16 protein-coding genes are annotated in these 17,871 nt (G+C 72.9%); 5 read left to right on the top strand and 11 right to left on the bottom strand.

From position 1 onward, the window contains the following. Positions 1-16: 16 nt before the first annotated feature. Positions 17-910, bottom strand: a complete 894-nt coding sequence (locus AB0G01_RS07135; RefSeq protein ID WP_360940627.1) for a LysR family transcriptional regulator — start codon at positions 908-910, stop codon at positions 17-19. Positions 911-985: 75 nt separating this feature from the next. Here AB0G01_RS07135 and AB0G01_RS07130 point away from each other — a divergent pair, with 75 nt between their 5' ends. Next, positions 986-1,909, top strand: coding sequence for a DMT family transporter (locus AB0G01_RS07130; protein ID WP_360940625.1), 924 nt, complete (start codon positions 986-988; stop codon positions 1,907-1,909). Between the two features lie 185 nt (positions 1,910-2,094). Next, complete coding sequence (locus tag AB0G01_RS07125) at positions 2,095-2,505, top strand: SsgA family sporulation/cell division regulator (protein WP_015105167.1); 411 nt, start codon at positions 2,095-2,097, stop codon at positions 2,503-2,505. A 168-nt stretch (positions 2,506-2,673) separates the two neighbouring features. Here AB0G01_RS07125 and AB0G01_RS07120 read toward each other — a convergent pair whose 3' ends face one another. From AB0G01_RS07120 to AB0G01_RS07095, 6 genes are all read right to left on the bottom strand, one after another. Beyond that, positions 2,674-4,272 (bottom strand): serine/threonine-protein kinase, encoded by a 1,599-nt coding sequence (locus AB0G01_RS07120; protein WP_360940623.1) that lies wholly within the window; start codon positions 4,270-4,272, stop codon positions 2,674-2,676. A 112-nt stretch (positions 4,273-4,384) separates the two neighbouring features. Further along, complete coding sequence (locus tag AB0G01_RS07115) at positions 4,385-5,719, bottom strand: serine/threonine-protein kinase (protein WP_360940621.1); 1,335 nt, start codon at positions 5,717-5,719, stop codon at positions 4,385-4,387. 360 nt (positions 5,720-6,079) lie between these two features. Next, positions 6,080-6,925, bottom strand: a complete 846-nt coding sequence (locus AB0G01_RS07110) for a hypothetical protein (RefSeq protein WP_360940619.1) — start codon at positions 6,923-6,925, stop codon at positions 6,080-6,082. A gap of 159 nt (positions 6,926-7,084) precedes the next feature. Further along, positions 7,085-7,858 carry a hypothetical protein gene (locus tag AB0G01_RS07105; RefSeq protein WP_360940617.1) on the bottom strand — a complete coding sequence of 258 codons (774 nt, stop codon included), beginning with the start codon at positions 7,856-7,858 and terminating at the stop codon, positions 7,085-7,087. A gap of 274 nt (positions 7,859-8,132) precedes the next feature. After that, a complete protein-coding gene (locus AB0G01_RS07100) occupies positions 8,133-9,146 on the bottom strand; it encodes a hypothetical protein (protein ID WP_360940615.1) in 1,014 nt (337 codons plus the stop codon). Between the two features lie 185 nt (positions 9,147-9,331). Continuing rightward, positions 9,332-9,649 (bottom strand): hypothetical protein, encoded by a 318-nt coding sequence (locus tag AB0G01_RS07095; RefSeq protein WP_360940613.1) that lies wholly within the window; start codon positions 9,647-9,649, stop codon positions 9,332-9,334. Between the two features lie 64 nt (positions 9,650-9,713). Here AB0G01_RS07095 and AB0G01_RS07090 point away from each other — a divergent pair, with 64 nt between their 5' ends. After that, on the top strand, positions 9,714-10,781 hold the full coding sequence (locus AB0G01_RS07090; protein ID WP_360940611.1) for a histone deacetylase: 1,068 nt from the start codon (positions 9,714-9,716) through the stop codon (positions 10,779-10,781). Here the strand turns inward: AB0G01_RS07090 and AB0G01_RS07085 are convergent. Further along, entirely contained in the window at positions 10,750-11,019 is a 270-nt protein-coding gene (locus AB0G01_RS07085; RefSeq protein WP_360940609.1) for a chorismate mutase, read from the bottom strand. The two genes, AB0G01_RS07090 and AB0G01_RS07085, sit on opposite strands and share 32 nt — an antisense overlap. 229 nt (positions 11,020-11,248) lie before the next feature. On the opposite strand from AB0G01_RS07085, the gene pcrA reads away from it, so the two are divergent. Continuing rightward, positions 11,249-13,570: a DNA helicase PcrA gene (gene pcrA, locus AB0G01_RS07080; protein ID WP_360940607.1), complete on the top strand. Its 2,322-nt coding sequence runs from the start codon at positions 11,249-11,251 to the stop codon at positions 13,568-13,570. Here pcrA and AB0G01_RS07075 read toward each other — a convergent pair. Further along, on the bottom strand, positions 13,533-14,876 hold the full coding sequence (locus AB0G01_RS07075; protein WP_360940605.1) for an MFS transporter: 1,344 nt from the start codon (positions 14,874-14,876) through the stop codon (positions 13,533-13,535). The two genes, pcrA and AB0G01_RS07075, sit on opposite strands and share 38 nt — an antisense overlap. 54 nt (positions 14,877-14,930) lie before the next feature. On the opposite strand from AB0G01_RS07075, the gene AB0G01_RS07070 reads away from it, so the two are divergent. Next, the gene (locus tag AB0G01_RS07070; RefSeq protein WP_360940603.1) at positions 14,931-15,350 is read left to right on the top strand and encodes a helix-turn-helix domain-containing protein; all 420 of its coding nucleotides are present in this window, start codon (positions 14,931-14,933) and stop codon (positions 15,348-15,350) included. A gap of 387 nt (positions 15,351-15,737) precedes the next feature. On the opposite strand, the gene AB0G01_RS07065 is transcribed toward AB0G01_RS07070, so the two are convergent. Beyond that, positions 15,738-16,496, bottom strand: a complete 759-nt coding sequence (locus AB0G01_RS07065; RefSeq protein ID WP_360940601.1) for a M23 family metallopeptidase — start codon at positions 16,494-16,496, stop codon at positions 15,738-15,740. Between the two features lie 259 nt (positions 16,497-16,755). Beyond that, positions 16,756-17,853 (bottom strand): alpha/beta fold hydrolase, encoded by a 1,098-nt coding sequence (locus tag AB0G01_RS07060; RefSeq protein ID WP_360940599.1) that lies wholly within the window; start codon positions 17,851-17,853, stop codon positions 16,756-16,758. Positions 17,854-17,871 lie beyond the last annotated feature (18 nt).

Genomic DNA, 17,871 nt, shown 5'->3' with positions numbered 1-17,871 from the left:
CACCGGGCCGGTGCGCTCAGGCGACGGCGGCCTTGAGGGCGTCGAGCAGGGTCCGCACCGTCGGCGAGTCGATGCTGTCCTCGCGGATCGCGGCGCAGATGGTGCGGGTCGGCTCCGGGTGGCGGAGCTTGCGGACGATCACGCCGGGGTGGATCACGCCCAGGCCCAGCTTCGGCACGATGGTCACGCCCAGGCCGGCCGCCACGAACCCCTGCGCGGTGGGGTAGTCGTCGGACTCCAGCACGAAGTTCGGCGCGAACCCGGCTGCCGCGCAGCCGTTCAGCACGATGTCCCGGCACGGTCCCGGCGGGTTCACCGCGTCCACCCACGGTTCGTCGGCCAGGTCCGCCAGGTCGAGCACCCGCTTGCGCGCCAGCTCGTGCCCGCGCGGCAGGACCGCCAGGTACGGGTCGTCGAGCAGGTGCACGACGTGCACCCCGCGCGGCACCTCGGCCACCCGGGGGAACACCGACAGCGCCACGTCCGCGCGCCCCGCCTCGACCTCGACCATCGGGTCGTCGGGCTCGGTGAGCTTCAGGTCCAGTTGCACGTCGGCGTGCCGGGCCTTGAACGCGGCCACGGCCGGGGGCACCAGGGCCGCGCCCGCCGTGGCGAAGTACCGAACCCGCAACCGCCCGGTGCGCCCCTCCCGGAGGTCCGCCAGCGCGGCTTCCGCCTCCACCAGGCGGTCGGTGATGTGGGCCGCGTGCTCGGTGAGCACCCGACCCGCGACGGTGGGCCGCACACCCCGCCCCACCCGGTCCAGCAGCGGCAGGCCGGCCTGTTTCTCCAGCGCCGCGACCTGCTGGCTGATCGCGGACGGGGTGTAGCCGAGGTTCACCGCGGCGGCGGTGATGGAACCGGTGGTGACCACGGCCCGGAGCACCTGCATGCGTCGCACGTCCAACATGCCCCGATCGTACAGCTCAGCTTAAAGGTTGTGCAGTTCTCTTCACTTGTCCTGTTGCTTTCCGTATCGCAAGGTGTGGTGGTGAACAGACCGGGCACGGTGGTCAGGATGGGCGTCCTCGCCCTCCTCTGGGGTTCCAGCTTCCTGTGGATCAAGATCGCCCTCACCGGGTTGTCGCCGGTCCAGATCGCCCTGGTGCGCACGCTGCTCGGCGCGGTGGTGCTGGTCGTGCTGGGCTTCACGCGGGGGCAGCGCCTGCCGTCGGGCAAGGGCCTCTGGGGGCACCTGGCGGTCGCCGCGGTCTTCGGCAACGTCATCCCGTTCGTGCTGTTCGCGGTGGGGGAGCAGACCGTCGACTCGGGCGTCGCGGGCGTGCTGAACGCCACCACGCCGCTGTGGGCGCTCGCCCTCGGCCTGCTGCTGGGCTTCGAGCGCCGGCGCAACACCGCCCGCCTGGTCGGCCTCGGGCTGGGCTTCGCGGGCACCCTGCTGATCTTCGCGCCGTGGGAGAAGGCCGGCCTGGCGAGCTGGGGCGCGGTGGCGTGCCTGGCCGCCGCCGCCTCGTACGCGGTCAGCTACACCTACATCGGCCGCACGATCTCCGGGCGCGGCCTGTCCTCGATCCAGCTCTCCTCCGCGCAGCTCGTCACCGCGACCGGCCTGACCGTGCTGGTGCTGCCGGTCGGCGGCCTGGAGGAGACCCACCTGACCTGGCAGGCACTGGTGGCGGTGGGTGTCCTGGGCGTCTTCGGCACCGGGGCGGCGTTCGTCCTCAACTACCGGCTGATCGAGGACGAGGGCCCCACGAACGCCACGACGGTCGGCTACCTGCTGCCCGTGGTGTCCGTGCTGCTGGGCGCGGCGTTCCTCGGCGAAGACCTCAACGCGCGGGTCGTGGTGGGCATGGTGGTGGTCCTCGTGGGGGTCGCGCTGACCCGCCGGCAGCCCGCGACGGCGATCATCCCGACCGACGCGGTCCCGGTGACTACGCTCAAGTGACCTGCGATAACGCTGGGTTACTCGTCGGTATAGGCCAAACGAGACAACCGAACTGGGCAAATGGGTGGACCTGAGACCCAGGTCTCCCCCGATAGCGTGGTATTGGCCCGAACCACGTCCCGATCGGCCTTCTCGGACGTCTCCTCTCCATAGAGAGGGATGAACACGGGAAGGACTCCACCACCATGAGCGCCGAGAGCATCACCGCGAGCACCACGTTCCACCTCCTGGTTCCGGGGGTCGCGCCCGCACCGGTGGAAGCCGAGCTGCACTACGAGCCGGAAGACCCCTACGCGGTCGCCGTGCTGTTCCACACCGGGCAGGGCAAGGTCGAGTGGATCTTCGCCCGCGACCTGCTGGCCGACGGGCTGCTGACGCCGTCCGGCGAGGGGGACATCCTGGTCCGGCCGGCCGCCGACGACCCGGAGCGGGTCCTGCTGGAGCTGAACGCCCCGACGGGCTTCGCGATCCTGTCGGCCCAGGCCGAGGACATCGCCGAGTTCCTGGACCTCACCTACGACGTGGTCCAGCCCGGTGAAGAGGACCTGTGGATCGACTTCGACCGCGAGCTGGCGAAGCTGGTCTCCACCAACTGACCCGGTCGCTTACCCCCTCCCAGGCACGACGGGGGTCCCTGGGGGCGGTAGGCGGCCGGTACCCGGCTGGTCGCGCGGGGTCACACCCGCCGCCCGGCCGCGACGTCGGCCGAGCGGGACGCGCAGCCGCCCGGGGGCGGGGCTCAGGACCCGCCCGGACCGCTCGGGCTAGGACTTCCCGAGGAGCTGGTCCCGGGAGATGAACAGACCCTGGTTCTCCCACTTGAGCACGATCAGCTTGCGCTCGCGGGACACCGAGTTGGTCTTCATCGTGTACGCGACGTCGACCTCGTACGCGTAGGGCTCGTTGAGCTTCACGCTGGTCAGCTCGACCGACTGGACCTGGCTCCACCAGGTCTTGTAGCCCTCGAACCCGCCGTTGCCGCTCTTCATCTCCGCGGTGAGGCGGTTGAAGCCGTCTTCCACGTTCGTGGGCATCAACCCGAAGTAGTCGCGAATCGCCTGTTCCTGCTGGGCGGGGGTCGGGTCCGTGGTGATCTTCGGTGGCGGGGCGGCCGTCTTCTTCGTGGTCGAGACCGGCGGCTCGCCGCCGGCCGCGGGCTGCGTGGTCGAGGTGTTCGGGGTGGCCTGGTTCTCGGCGTCACCGCGCGACAGCATGCTCGCCAGCAGGATGCCCACCACGGCGGCGGCGGCGATGGCCAGCGCGGTGACGACGGTCGAGCGCTTGCTCTTCACCGGCCCGCGACCCGCCGGCTTCGGCTCCTGGCGCGGCGCGGCGGCCGGTCGCCGGGGCGGCGGCGGGGACAGCGCGGGTGCCGGGCGCGGCGGGGTCGGCACCGGGGCCACCCGGGTCGCGGACGGCGCGGGCTGCGCGGGGGCCATCGCGCGGGTCGGCGCGGCCTGCGGCGGCTGCGGCTGCACGGGCACGCCCCGCCACGACGGCGGGTGCGTCTGCGGCAGCGCCACCGGGAACTCCGGCGCGGCCCGCCCGGCGGCCACCGCCGCGAGCGCCTCCTTGGCCTCGGCCATGGTCGGCCGGTCCTCCGGTTCGGCGCGCAGCAGGCGCATCAGCAGCGCGGTCAGCGGACCGGCCTGCTTGGGCGGCGTGACCTTGCCCGACGCGACCTGGTGCAGCAGCGCGATGGTGTTCTCGTTCAGGCCGAACGGGGGCATCCCCTCGATCGCCGCGTACAGCGTGGAGCCCAGCGAGAACACGTCCGAGGGCGGACCGGGGTCGTAGCCCTTCGCGACCTCCGGGGCCAGGTACGCGGGCGTGCCCGCGAGCATCCCGGTGGCGGTCACCGTGACGTCGCCGGTCGCCCGGGAGATGCCGAAGTCGGTGATCTTGACGGTGCCCTCGTTGCCCAGCAGCACGTTGCCGGGCTTGATGTCCCGGTGCACGATGCCCGCGATGTGCGCGGCGGCCAGCGCCGAGGCGACCTGGGAGCCGATCGACGCCACGTCGCGGGGCGACAGCGTGCCGCGCTCGGACAGCACCGTGGACAGGCTCTTGGACGGCAGGTACTCCATCACCAGCCACGGCTGGCCGTCGTCCTCGGCCACGTCGTAGACCGCGATCGCGTGCGGGTGCTGGAGCCGGGCCGCGATCCGGCCCTCGCGCATCGCCCGCCGCTTGGCCTCGTCGGTGTCCGCCTCGGCCAGGCCGGGCTGGAGCAGTAGCTGCTTGACCGCGACGGTGCGGTGGAGGCGCTCGTCGTGCGCCTGCCAGACGATGCCCATCGCTCCGCTGCCGATCCGGTGGCCCAGTCGGTAGCGGCCGGCAACCAGGCGGCCGTCGTCGGTCACAGGTGCTCCAAAGCTAGCTCGGGCTGGTCAGGGGCGAACACCGGTGACAACGCCGCCAGGACAGGGACGTTTCGTCACCCGATCGGGTTCGTCGCCCACCTTACGAGGTTTGCTACCCCTCCTGGGGCAGCACGCTCGTAGTCGTCGCTGCCGGCGGCGTGGTGGTCGGCTGCGCCGTCGTCGGTTTCGGCGTCGTGGTCGGCGGCGGCGTCGTGGTGGTCGTCGTGGTCGTCGTGGTGGTGGTGGTCGTGGTGGTGGGCTGCGGTTCTTCGGTAGTCGTGCGCAGCACCTCTGTGGTGGTGGTCACAGGAGGCGTCGTGGTCGTCGCTGCCGGCGGCGTGGTGGACGTGCTGGTGGTGACCGCCGGTGCCACCGGCTCCTTGGCGTTGAACGCGCCCTGGAGGACCAGCAGCAGGCCGATCAGCAGCAGGCAGCCCAGCACCACGGCGGCGATCACCAGCGCGCGGGTGTTGTTCGACGTGGGCGGGGCGGTCACCGGGGTCGTGGGACCCACCGTGCGCGGGCCGGCCGTGCGCGGCGCGGGCCGCACCAGGTGGGTGCGGTCGGCGTCCATCACGGCGGTCCCGCCCGCCGGCACCGGCACGGCACCGCCGAGGCCGGGGGTGCGGCCGTGGGCCACCGCGTTGAGCATGTCGCGGGCCTGGGCCATGGTTGGCCGGTCCGCCGGGTCGTAGTTGAGCAGCACCAGCAGGACGTCGGCCAGCGGGCCGTCGACGGTCGGCGGGTTGATCCGACCGGCCGCGACGGCGTGCAGCACGCCCAGGGTGTTCTCGCTCAACCCGAACGGCGGCTCGCCCTCGGCCGCCGCGAACAGCGTCGAGCCCAGGGAGAACACGTCCGACGCGGGCGTCGGGTCCTGGCCGCGCGCGATCTCCGGCGCGAGGTAGGCGGGCGTGCCCGCGATCAGGCCGGTCTTGGTGACCGTGACGTCGTCGCTGGCCCGGGAGATGCCGAAGTCGGTGATCTTGACCAGGCCGTTGTCCGCCAGCAGCACGTTGCCCGGTTTCACGTCCCGGTGCACGATCCCCGCCGTGTGGGCGGCGGCCAGCGCGGCGGCGGCCTGCGCGCCGATCTGCGCGACCTCCACCGGTTCGAGCGGGCCGTGCTCGGCCATCGTGTCGGCCAGGCTGCTGGACGGCAGGTACTCCATGACCAGGCACGGAGCGCCGTTCTCCTCCACCACGTCGTACACCGCGATGGCGTTGGGGTGGTGCAGCTTGGCCGCGATCCGGCCCTCGCGCATGGCGCGCTGGATCGCCTCGTCCCGCTCGGTGTTGTCGAGGCTGGGCTGGAGCAGCAGCTCCTTGATCGCGACGATCCGGCCGAGGCGCTCGTCCTGGGCCCGCCAGACGATGCCCATCGCACCGCTGCCGATCCGGTCCAGGAAGCGGTAGCGCTCGGCGATCAGCCGCTCTTCGGAGCTCACCGGACCACCTCGCTGGGGCGCTGCGGGACCGCGGCAAGGGCAGCAGGTCTCACGCTCGGGCTCCTCGTCGTGCGGATCGGTGCGCGGACAGCCTACCTCGGCGGTGACAACGGCTTTCCGACCGTTGCGCAGGTCACGCGAGCCACGTCCGGATCGGGAAGGGATACCCGAATCCGCCGGCGGAAGCCACCTGTTCGGGTGAAGATCGCGTCATTTGGGTCCGAACGGCCCAATCCTGGCACGCCGGGCGTCGCTCGCGTTCCGGCACACCCCGCGGCACGTCTCGCGGCAGCTCCGCAGCAGGTCCCGCAGCGCGGCCGAGGGGCCGACGCCGGGCCGGTGGACGCTCGCCGGTCGCGATTACGCGGCGGGCGAGAAGAAGTCGAACCCGCCGAGCGGGTCGATGACGGGGCCGAGGTCGACGCCGTAGGCCACGACGGGGGCCGTGGAGGTGGGCACGGCGGAACCGGGCGCGGAGGTGGGCGGCGCGGAGGGGGGCGGCGGGGTGCTCACGCCCGAGGACGGGGCCGGGGTGGTGCTGCCGGTGGGCGGCGGTGCGGCGGACGGCGAGGGCGGCGCGGTCGTCGTGGTGGGCGGCGGCGGCACCTCGGTGGACGGTGGGACCGTCGTGGTGGGCGGCTGCTCGACCGGCGGCGGGGCCTGCTCGGTCGTCGTGGTGGGCGCGGGGACCGGCTGCTGGGTGGCCCGCGCGCGCTGCGTGGTCGTCCGGACCGGCGCGGCGGTCGTCGTCGGCGCGGCGGTCTCCTCCTGCTGCACGGGCTGGGCCTGCTGCGCCTTCGCGGCGGCGGCCAGGTCGTTGCCGACGGTGTTGGTGCTCCGGGCCGCCGGGCGGTTGTCGTACCGGACCTCGGCCAGCGGGCGCTCGTCGGGCGAGGACAGCAGGCTGGTGGCGGTGAACGCGACCGCGCCGGCCAGCACCACGCCGCCACTGGCCATCGCGACCAGCTTCGGCACGGAGAAGCCCCCGCCACCGCGCTCTTCCTCACCGGCGCGGCCTTCGCGGCGCAGCAGCTCGGTGATGTGCAGCTCGTGGCCCGAGAGGTTGGCCCGCGCGAACCGCACGGTCTCCTCGCCGGTGATGCGCGGGATCGGCTGGGTCTCCGCCTCGCGCCGGGCGATCAGGTCGGCGACGGACAGCTTGGCCGTCGAGCCATCCTGTCGACGGCGGTTGTCGTCGTTCGACACCGGAGGTCACCTTTCCCGGAAGTGTGCGTTGAGCTACCAACCGGGATCATGGATACCGAATCGTGACCGAATTCGTAACCCCTTTGGGGGAAGTTTCGCAGTCAAGGACTGCACTTATCAACGCTGAGTGATATCTCGGCTCAAGATCGCCACCCAGCGTCAACTGCGCTGGGCCGACCTGACCTCGGACCCGCTGATGCGCGGCGGGCTGGTGTCGGTCAGCCAGAACCGGTGCTCGACCCGCACCCACCGCCCCGACCGCTCCTGCATCGACACCGCCGCGTGCACCGTGCCGTCCGGCCGCAGGGTGGTCGACTCGATCGTGATGGCCTGGATCGCGGCCCACGACGCCACGAAGTCCCGCGCGCTCCCGCCGACCAGGTCCGAGGTCAGCAGCAGCGCCGCGTCGGCGGGCCTGGCGGGCAGCAGCTCGTAGAAGTGGCGCACCACGTCAACCTGGGGCTTGGACCGGGGAGCGGCCTCCCGGGGCGGCACCACGGGGCTCGCCGGCTCCATCGGCAGGTCGGCGACCGGCAGCACGGGCGCGGTCGGTACCGGCGGCACGTCGCGCGGCCCGGCCAGCTCCGCCACCAGCACGTCCGGGCGCAGCGCCGAGGACCCGGTGATCTCGGCGGGCGGGGCGATCGCGGGCGGGCGGGGACCGGGGTCCCGGTCGGCCACCAGGACCGAGGCCGTCACGACCGACACCAGCAGCACGAACGCGCCGGCCGACAGCCCCGCGATCCGGCGCGTGCGGCGGGACGGCCGGGCCTGGTGCGCGGGTTCCCCGAGCGGGCCGGCGACCGGGCCGCGCGCGTCGGCCCGCTCCCGGGACGGACCGCGTGACGGGACGCGCTGCTTGCGGATGAGGTCGGCGACCGAGACCGACCCCGCGCGGCTGTGCCGGCGACCGCTCGTCGTAGGGCGCTGCACTGGCGACTCCCTCGCACCTGTGTCGTCAGCGAGAACTCGTACCGCGCCCCACCAGCGGAAAGCCAGCACTGGTGGCGGGTTCACCCTTTCGTGGCGGTCAGCGGTCGGCCGCTGTCCCTCGATCAGGCGATCAAGTGCGGAGGGGCCGAGGGCTGTACGTTTGCGAACGACCGTTGGCCGTCGCCGGGGAGCCGCTCGGCGTCGCCCTCCGCAGCCGGTTCCGGACCCGGCTCCCGGGCGGTTCCCGACCCGCGCCGGACCGGTTCCCGGGCGGCTACGGGGTGCCGATTAGGCGCTCGGCGTTGATCAGCGGCTCGCCCTCGGTGGTGAAGACCAGCTCGCGCCGCTCCGTGGTGGTGCTGCCGTCCTTCTTCGTCATCTGGAGGGTGCTGACCGTGGCCCCGGACGTCGGGTCGACCGTGATCGCGGTGACCTCGATCGCCGCCACGTCCGCGAAGCGCTGCTCCAGCAGCGCCTCGGCGTCGGTCCGGAACACGTCGGCGACCATCGCCAGCGCCGCCGTCGCGTCGGCCACCGCCTCCTCGAAGAACCGCTCCGTGCGGAACGCGATCGCAGCGCCGTCCACCAGCGGTTTCGCCTCGCTCGGCACGGTGGTCACGGTCGGCGAGGTGCTCGGGCCGGGCCCGCTCGACGGCCGGCCGAGCGCGGTGGCCGGCCGGCCCTCGGGGGGTGCGTCGTCGCCGGCGGGCGCGCCCGCTGGCGCGTCGGGGGACGCCGTCCCGGTGATCGTGCCCGGGGTGCCGGCGCGGTCGTCGTCGTCGGCGGCGGCCCGGAGCGCCGCGGTCTGGTCGACCGACCACTGGTCCGGTCGCGGTGCCGGGCGCTGGTCCGGCCAGTCCTCGCCGAGCGCCGGCGGGGCGGCGGTGGTGGTGCCGAACCCGGTGATCAGCGGGCTCGTGGTCGGGTAGCCGGGCATCCCGATCCGCTCGTCGGGCGAGTCCGCGCCGACCAGCTTGGCCGCCGCGTACGCCAGGCCCACCAGCACGGCGGCCGACGACGCGACGGCGAACCAGGCGGCCCGCTTCCAGGTGCGCGGCGGCGTCACCGAAGCCGGTACCAGCCCGATGTTGAACTTGCGCAGGCCGACCGCGTCGGTGTCGACCAGCGGGTCACGGGTGCGCTGCACCGGGAACGCGTCCGGCCGGACCACCCGCGTCGCGTGCGGACCGGGGGCGTGCTCGCGCCTCCCGCCCGGCGACAGGGCGACGGCCCCGCCCTCGTGCTCCACCCGGTGCCTGCCAGACCGTTCCGGTTGCCCGATGTCCATACCTGTTGTGATCCCTCCCACCCCCGGGCCTGACGCGAGTCGGGCCGCGGTTCACCTGTTCAGGGGCAGGGAAGATGGGGGTGGGACGTCGAAAACCCTGCGCCGACCACAGGTTAGGGGCAGGGGCGGGTGGTGGCTCGACAGGTCAGCCTGCCGGTGCGCAGTCGCACCTGACCGTGTGAACTTCAGCCGCCGCTGTTGAGCTTCTTGCGACTGCTCTGCAACGCGTTCGTGGCAGCCAGGCCCGCACCACCGGCGACCAGCGCGCCGATGATGTCACTGGCGTAGTTGCCGCCCGAGGTGATCAGCAGGCCGACCAGTGCCACGACCGTCGTCACGCCGGCGACCGTCCACCGGCTGCGCACGTACTGCGCGATCGGCGTTCCCGCCGCCCGCTTGGACTTGGCGGCCGAGCCCAGCATGGCCAGGTAGCCGTCGTGCGCGAGCGTGGCGAGCACGCCGAGGATCGCGATGAGACCCGTGATGATGCCGATGACTCCCATGCGTCCAGTGTGCCTGCGATTATTCGGTTTGGCCCATGGGTGATCGCCCTGATATCCACCCGGGGTGGAGTTTTTCTGGCACGACGCCTGCCTGGCGCACGACACCGGCGAGGGCCTGTGGGAGCTGCCCGGCGACTGGGCGTGGCTGGACGTGCCCGAGGCGCACCCCGAGAACGCCGCGCGCCTGCGCACGTTCCGGCACGCCCTGACCCGCGGTCCGGTCGCTCCGCACCTCACGTGGTCCGAGGGCCGGTTCGCCACCGGGGAGGAGCTGGCGCGCGTCCACACGCCCGCGTACCTGTCGGCCTTGTACAAGGCGTGCCACGGGGGCACGCGGGTGTCGATGGAGACCAACACCGTCGTCGGTCCGGGCTCGTGGGACGCGATCCGGGCCGCCGCCGGCACCGCGCTGGCCGCGTACCAAGCCGTCGCGGACGGCTCGACCCGCCTGGCGTACGCGCTGGTCAGGCCACCCGGCCACCACGCCCAGAAGGACCTGGCGGACGGCTACTGCCTGGTCAACAACGCCGCCCTGGTCGCCGAGACGGCCCGGCGGGCCGGCCGGCGGGTCGCGGTGCTGGACTGGGACGTGCACCACGGCAACGGCACCCAGGAGGTGTTCCGGGGCGTGGACGAGGTGCTGACAATCTCCGTGCACATGCGGCACGGCCCGTGGGGCGCGAACCACACCCAGACCGGCGGTCCGGAGGAGAGCGACCCGGGCAACCTCAACGTCGAGCTCTCGCTGGGCGCGGGCGACACCGCCTACCGCCGGGCGCTGGACGAACTCGCGCTGCCCGCGATCCGCGAGCACGGCGCGGACCTCCTGGTCTGCGCGTCCGGGTTCGACGGCTCGGCGTTCGACCCGAACGGCAGGCACAACCTGACCGCCGCCGGGTACCGGGACATCGGCCGGCGGGTGGCGGCGCTGGACCTGCCGACCGTCCTCACCCAGGAGGGCGGCTACCTGCGCGGTTACGCCGCGCTGTGCCTCCACGCGCTGGTGGAGGGGCTGGTGGGGGCCGGGCCGTTGGTGGACGACCCCCTCGCGTACCTGCCCGACGACGTGCAGCTCGTGGACCGCGACCTGGCGCGGGCGGCTAGCGGCCGAGCGGCCCGCGGCCCAGCTTGAGCAGGATCATCGCCAGGTCGCGACCCTCCTGGCCGAGTTCCCGGTAGCGGTTGAGGACGTCGATCTCCCGGTTGTGCACGATCCTCGTGCCGCCGGCGGCCATCCGCGCCGCGCCGATCGTCCGGGACACGTCCAACCGCCGCTTGACCAGGCGCAGGATCTCCGCGTCGAGGGAGTCGATCTCTTGGCGCAGGACGTCGATGTCCTCGTTCGAGGGTGCGGTGTCGGTGCTGTTCATCGGGGTGACCTCTCGACTCTGTGCGGGGAGTCCCGGCCCGGAAGCGACGAAGCCCCGGAATCCGAGGACTCCGGGGCTTCGTGGGTGCTTGGCGCGCTAGCGGTCCACGGGAGCCGGAGTCCGGGTCCCGTAGAAAAACTCGAAGTTGACCGAGCGCATGGACCCATCATGCCACAGCCGGCGGATCGCGCGGAGTCCTGTCGGGGGTAGCGGGTAACGTGGATCCACGATGAGCGCCTTGTTCGACTTGCCGCCAAGTCCCCCCGATTCCCGGTCCTCCCGGCTGCTGGACGACCTCAACCCGGCCCAGCGCCGGGCGGTCGAGCACGCCGGTTCGCCGCTGCTGGTCGTCGCGGGCGCGGGCTCGGGCAAGACCCGCGTGCTCACCCGCCGGATCGCGCACCTGCTCGGGGAGCGCGGGGTGCACCCCGGCGAGATCATGGCGATCACCTTCACCAACAAGGCCGCCGCCGAGATGAAGGAGCGGGTCGCCGACCTGGTGGGCGCGCGCGCCCGGTCGATGTGGGTGTCGACGTTCCACTCCATGTGCGTCCGGGTGATGCGCCGCGAGGCGAAGACCCTCGGCCTGTCGTCGAGCTTCTCCATCTACGACTCCGACGACACCCGGCGGCTCATCACGCTGGTCGCGCGCGACCTCGACCTGGACCCGAAGCGCTACCCGGCCCGCACCCTCGCCATCCACCTCTCGAACCTCAAGAACGAACTGGTGGACGTCGAGACGGCGAAGGCCCGGGCGGCCAACGACCTGGAGCGCCGCGTCGCCGAGGTCTACGAGAGCTACCAGCGCCGGCTGTCCGAGTCGAACTCGCTGGACTTCGACGACCTGATCATGCGCACGGTCGAGCTGCTCCAGAACTTCCCGGACGTCGCCGAGCACTACCGCCGGCGCTTCCGGCACGTGCTGGTCGACGAGTACCAGGACACCAACCACGCGCAGTACACGCTGGTCCGCGAGCTGGTCGGCACCGGCGCGGGCGGCATCCCGCCCGCCGAGCTGTGCGTGGTGGGCGACGCCGACCAGTCGATCTACGCCTTCCGCGGCGCGACGATCCGCAACATCGTGGAGTTCGAGCGCGACTACCCGCAGGCGACGACCATCCTGCTGGAGCAGAACTACCGCTCTACGCAGCGCATCCTGACCGCCGCGAACGCGGTCATCTCGCGCAACCCGGACCGCCGGGACAAGCGGCTGTGGAGCGACCTGGGCGACGGCGAGAAGATCGTCGGCTACGTCGCGGACAACGAGCACGACGAGGCCGCGTTCGTGGCGCGCGAGATCGACCGGCTGGTCGACGGCGGCGACGCGACCAACGGCGAGATCGCGGTGTTCTACCGCACCAACAACCAGTCCCGCGTGTTCGAGGAGATCTTCATCCGGCTCGGCCTGCCGTACCGGGTGGTCGGCGGCGTCCGGTTCTACGAGCGGCGCGAGGTGCGGGACGCGCTGGCGTACCTGCGCGCGCTGGCGAACCCGGACGACACGGTGTCGCTGCGGCGCATCCTCAACGTGCCCAGGCGCGGCATCGGCGACCGCGCCGAGGCGTGCGTCTCGACCCACGCCGAGCGGGAGCGGATCAGCTTCGCGGCGGCGCTGCGGGAGGCCGTGCGCGGCAAGGTGCCGCTGCTCAACCCCCGCTCGCAGAAGGCGATCTCCGGTTTCGTCGAGCTGATGGACGAGCTGGGCGAGCTGGTGGGGCGCGGCGACGACGTGGCCGACGTGCTGGAGGCCGTGCTGGACCGCACCGCCTACCTCGCGGAGCTGGAGGGCAGCGAGGACCCGCAGGACCACACCCGGGTCGAGAACCTGAACGAGCTGGTCACGGTGGCCCGCGAGTTCACCGACCTGGGCGCGGCGGCGGACGCCCCGGCCGAGGACGAGGACGAGGGCCTGCCGGCGGCGGGTTCGCTGGCCGCGTTCCTGGAGCGGGTGTCGCTGGTGGCGGACGCCGACCAGGTGCCGGACGCGGAGTCCGACGGCGTGGTCACGCTGATGACGCTGCACACCGCGAAGGGCCTGGAGTACCCGGTGGTGTTCGGCACCGGCTGGGAGGACGGCGTCTTCCCGCACCTGCGGGCGCTGGGCGACCCGACCGAGCTGGCCGAGGAGCGCCGGCTCGCGTACGTCGGCATCACCCGCGCGCGGCAGCGGCTCTACCTGTCGCGGGCGCTGGTGCGCTCGGCCTGGGGCCAGCCGTCGGCCAACCCGGCGTCCCGGTTCCTGGACGAGATCCCGGCCGACCTGGTCGAGTGGCGGCGGGTGGAGCCGAAGCGCTCCGCGCCGTCCACCGCGACCACGTGGGGCCGCCGCTCGGACGGCCCCGCGCGGCCCGCGCCGGCGAGCAGCCAGTGGAAGGACACGCCCGCGCTCAAGCTCGACGTGGGCGACCGGGTCACCCACGACAAGTACGGGCTGGGCAGCGTCGTCGCGGTGGACGGCTCGGGTCCCCGCGCCACCGCCACGATCGACTTCGGCAGCGCGGGGAAGGTCCGGCTCATGCTGATCGGCGGGGTACCCCTCGTGAAGCTGTGACGGCGGCCAGCAGCGCCGCCGCCACCGGGAACAGCGCGGCCAGCCGGTAGCCCTCCAGCGGTGTGCCGCCGAGGGCGGCGATGGCCGTCACGCCGGCGACGCCGAGCGCCGCGCCGAACTGGAACGACGTGTTGAGCAGCCCGCCCGCGAGGCCCTGCTCGGCGTCCGCGACGCCGTCCGTGGCAACGATCGTCAGCGGCCCGTAGGCCAACGCGAAGGCGAGGCCGAGCAGCAGCGCGGTCGGGAACAGCTCCCAGTAGCCCCAGCCGTGGTCGAGCCGCAGGAACAGCCCGAACCCGGCGGCGGCCAGCAGCAGCCCCGCGGTGATCACCCGGGGCAGGCCGAACCGGGCGACCAGGCGGGGCGTGAGGGTCGGCGCGAGCACCGAGTCGACGCCCACCACCAGCAGGGCCAGGCCGGTCTCCAGCGCGGACCAGCCGAGGACGTGCTGGAGGTACAGCACGGCGACGAGCTGGAACCCGAAGAACGCCGCCGCGAACAGCAGCGCGGAGACGTTGGCCCGGAGCAGGTCGCCCGAGCGCAGGATGCCCAGTCGCACCAGCGGTTCCGCCGTCCGCCGCTCGATCACCACGAACGCCGCGAGCAGCGCCACCCCGCCGACCAGGGCGGGCCAGACGCCCTCGGCGATGGCCAGCACCAGCAGCACCCCGCCGCCGGTGGCGGTCACCGCGCCGGCCACGTCGAACCGCCCGCGCACCCGCTCCGCGCTCGGGGGGAGGACCTGCACCGCGACCACCAGGAGCAGCAGCGCCAGCACGACGGGCGCGAAGAAGACCCACCGCCAGCCCACCGCCGTGAGCAGGCCGCCGACGACCATGCCGAGCGAGAAGCCGGCCGCACCGGCCGCGCCGTACACCAGGAGGGCCTGATCGCGGCGTGGGCCGGCGAACGTGGTGGTGATGATGGACAGACCCGTCGGTGTGAGGAACGCGGCGCTGAGGCCCGTCACGAAGCGGGCGGTGATCAGCACCCAGCCGTCCTGGGCCAGTCCGCCGAGCCCGGAGAAGACCACGAACACCGCCAGCCAGAACAGGAACACCCGCCGCCGGCCGAGCAGGTCCGCCGCCCGCCCGCCGAGCAGCATGAAGCCGCCGTAGCCGAGCACGTACGCGCTCACCACCCACTGGAGCGCGCCGGCGGACAGGTCCAGCTCCTCCTGGATGGACGGCAGCGTCACGCCCATCATCGAGACGTCGACGCCCTCCAGGAAGATCGCGCCGCACAGCACCAGCAGGAGACCCCACTCGCGACCGATCGACCTGGTCGCCGGTTGCGTTGTCGCCACAGCTCCCCCTTTGTCCTTGCATGTGCATGCAACCCTGCGGGAGGATCGGGAACCGTGGAAGACGGCACTTTCAAGTCACCGGGTTACTCCGGGGAAACCGGCGACGACCCGCGCCAGTGGGACACCCGCTCGGACTGCGCGGTCCGCCGGGTCCTGGACCGGGTCGCGGACAAGTGGTCCGTGCTCGTCCTGGCCTACCTCGCCGAGCGCGGGCACCGGTTCGCCGAGCTGTGGCGCGAGATCGACGGCGTGAGCCGCCGTGTGCTCACCGTCACACTGCGGCAACTGGAGCGGGACGGGCTGGTGCTGCGCACCGTGCACCCGACCGTGCCGCCACGAGTGGACTACGCGCTGACGCCGCTCGGCGTGACCCTGCACGTGACCCTGCGCGGCCTCGTGACCTGGGCGGACGAGCACGAGCACGAGGTGCGGGCAGCGCGCGAGGCGTACGACGCACGGACCGGGGCGGCCTGAAGTTCACCCTTTCGCGGTGATCCGGAACTCCTGCGCAACCAGGACGGGCCACGGGCGTCTTAAGGGATGTCACAAGCGGGATGACCGGGGCATTCGGGGTGTTCCGGGCAGGGAGAGCCGCTTGCGGACACCACGTGGAAGCCGCGTCGGGGGCGGTGGAAGCGCGAGGGGAACGCCGCGGGGGCGGTCAAGGGGGTAGTGCAAAGGCCGGGTCGCGGAAGCGACCCGGCCTTTCTCTGTGCTCGTGTCCGCGTGCTCGTGTCCGCCGCGTGCCGGGTTCGCCGTGTGGAGCGCGCTCGCCTTGCGGAGGCAGGGGCGCGCACGGCGCAGACCGGACCGGCGTCAGACCGGGATCAGGCCCGCTGCGGGCCTGGATCGGGGCCGGGATCAGACGCTGATGCCCTTGGCGTTCAGCCAGCCGAGCGGGTTGATCTTCATGCCGCCCGGGTTCCAGACCTCGAAGTGCAGGTGGGGGCCGGTGGAGAAGCCGCGGTTGCCCATCCGGGCGATCTGCTCGCCGGCCTGGACGCGCTGGCCCTGGCGGACCGAGTAGGTGTCCACGTGGCCGTAGACGGTGATCGTGCCGTCCGGGTGCTCGACCCGCACCCAGAGGCCGAAGCCGCTGGCCTGGCCCGCCTCGATCACGACGCCGTCGGCGGCGGCCAGGATCGGCGTGCCGATCGGGCCTGCGATGTCGATGCCGTTGTGCATCGTGCCCCAGCGACCGCCGAAACCGGAGGTGAAGTCGCCGTTGGCGGGCCGGGAGTACTTGGGGCGCTTGGCCTCGGCCTCGGCCGCCTCGCGGTCCTCGGAGATCCGGGCGCTCTTGGTGAGCTTCTGGGCCTCGGCCGCGGGGTCCGCGTTCTTGGAAACCGGCAGGACGTGGGGAGCGGCGGGGCCGGAGCCACCGATGCCGAACGCCGCAGCGCCTTCGGAGGCCGCCGCGAGCGGCGTCACCTCGTCGGTGGCGGGAGCGTCCGAGCCGGAGCCCAGCGCGTGCAGCGTCTGCCCCGCGCCTGCGGCGGCGAACGCGCCGACCGCGACCGCGGCGACCACGATCCGGCCGCGCAGCGCCGAGGGCGGCGGTGGTAGCCGGTGCGCTGCCACATCACGTGTGGCGGTGCGGGCAACCGCGGTTTCGAGCACGTCGGTACTGCTTTGGCCGCCGGGGGAGCGGTGTCGAGAAGACAAAACCTGGCCTTCCGTCTTCGGGGAGTCTGGTCGACGCCGGGCGGGGGATCCCGGGTTGAGCCAATCGGGGGAACCGGCTCGTTATTTCGCTTGTGACCAGACCGTGACAACGGACCGGGGGACAGTAACGGGGCGGAAGACTCGAAGGCAATCCCCGGCGACGTTGTCTACCGAATTGCGCCGGGCGCTCGGACCGGCCGTGGGAGTGGTGACCCTAAGTCACATCAGAGCTACTAAACCCCTCACGTACAGGCACGATGGGGTGGCTTGTAGCGTCGTCCGTTCGGGTGACGGCAGTCACGACCGCCTGCACAACGCGAGGGTCAACCAGGAGCGAAAGGTGACCTGAATCACGTATCCGGTACTCCTCCACGCGCAACGAGGGGTGCTCCAACCGGGCGTGCCGAGGGGGGACCACCACTTGGTCCATCTCGCTCCACACCACCGCGAAATGCGTGCCGCACGGACGGCACGGTCCGGCCAATTCGGACAAGAGCTCCGAACCGGGACGGAGCTGGCGGGTCAGCGGTGTGGGGAAGAGGTAGGCGGCGAGCGTCCCGCCGTGCGGGGTGCCCAGCGTGACCAGCGTCTTGACGCGGGCGTCGCCGTCGAGCCGCTGCACGTAGTAGCGGGCGATCAGGCCGCCCAGCGAGTGGCCGATCACGTGCACCCGGTCGGACCCGGTCTGCTCGCAGATCCGCTCCACGTGCTCGCCCAGCAGGGCGGCCGAGCGCCGGACGTCGCCGGTCAACGCCGTCAGCACGCCGTAGTTCACGGCGTGCACCACTCCGAACCCGCGCCTTCGCAGCGCCCCCGACAGCACTGCGAAGGCGGATCGGTTGTCCCCGATGCCGTGCACCAACACGATCGGGGTGCCCGCCGTTTCCAGGGCCGAAACAACCAGGCCGCGCCTCCGGGGAGGCAGCCGGTCGGTCCGGTGGTGCCTCAGGTGCCCGTCGGGCTGGAGCCGCCGCCCGACCGCGCCCCAGGGGTAGAGGGCCGTGCGCGCGGCCCACCAGGCCGCCTCGACCGCGACCCCGCGCGCGCCGCCCGGCGTCACCGCCGCCCGCGCGAACCCGGCCACGCCACCGGCCATTCCGGCCCCGGTCTCCGCGACGCCCCGCAGCACGTCGACCGCGCCGCCGACCAGCCCCGTCACGTTCCGCAAGGCGTCACCCGCGCCCCCGGTCACGTTCCGCAGCACCGCGCCCGTGCCCGCCACGGCCCGGACCGCGTCCAAGCCCGCTCCCGCCCACCCGGACGGCCGCGCACCGACGTCGTCCAGGGGGCTGGTGGCAGGCGAGTCGGGCACGGGCGGGGACTACCCACC

This window comes from Actinosynnema sp. NPDC023587, assembly GCF_040640215.1.
Lineage (GTDB): Bacteria > Actinomycetota > Actinomycetes > Mycobacteriales > Pseudonocardiaceae > Actinosynnema.
This window is presented reverse-complemented; position numbering and strand designations above follow the sequence as displayed.

What these genes read in the sequence shown, in the direction of transcription:
- AB0G01_RS07135 (WP_360940627.1), bottom strand. Translation starts at nt 910, where the DNA reads ATGTTGGACGTGCGACGCATGCAGGTGCTCCGGGCCGTGGTCACCACC.
- AB0G01_RS07125 (WP_015105167.1), top strand. Translation starts at nt 2,095, where the DNA reads ATGAGCGCCGAGAGCATCACCGCGAGCACCACGTTCCACCTCCTGGTT.
- AB0G01_RS07100 (WP_360940615.1), bottom strand. Translation starts at nt 9,146, where the DNA reads ATGGACATCGGGCAACCGGAACGGTCTGGCAGGCACCGGGTGGAGCAC.
- AB0G01_RS07095 (WP_360940613.1), bottom strand. Translation starts at nt 9,649, where the DNA reads ATGGGAGTCATCGGCATCATCACGGGTCTCATCGCGATCCTCGGCGTG.
- AB0G01_RS07085 (WP_360940609.1), bottom strand. Translation starts at nt 11,019, where the DNA reads ATGAACAGCACCGACACCGCACCCTCGAACGAGGACATCGACGTCCTG.
- pcrA (WP_360940607.1), top strand. Translation starts at nt 11,249, where the DNA reads ATGAGCGCCTTGTTCGACTTGCCGCCAAGTCCCCCCGATTCCCGGTCC.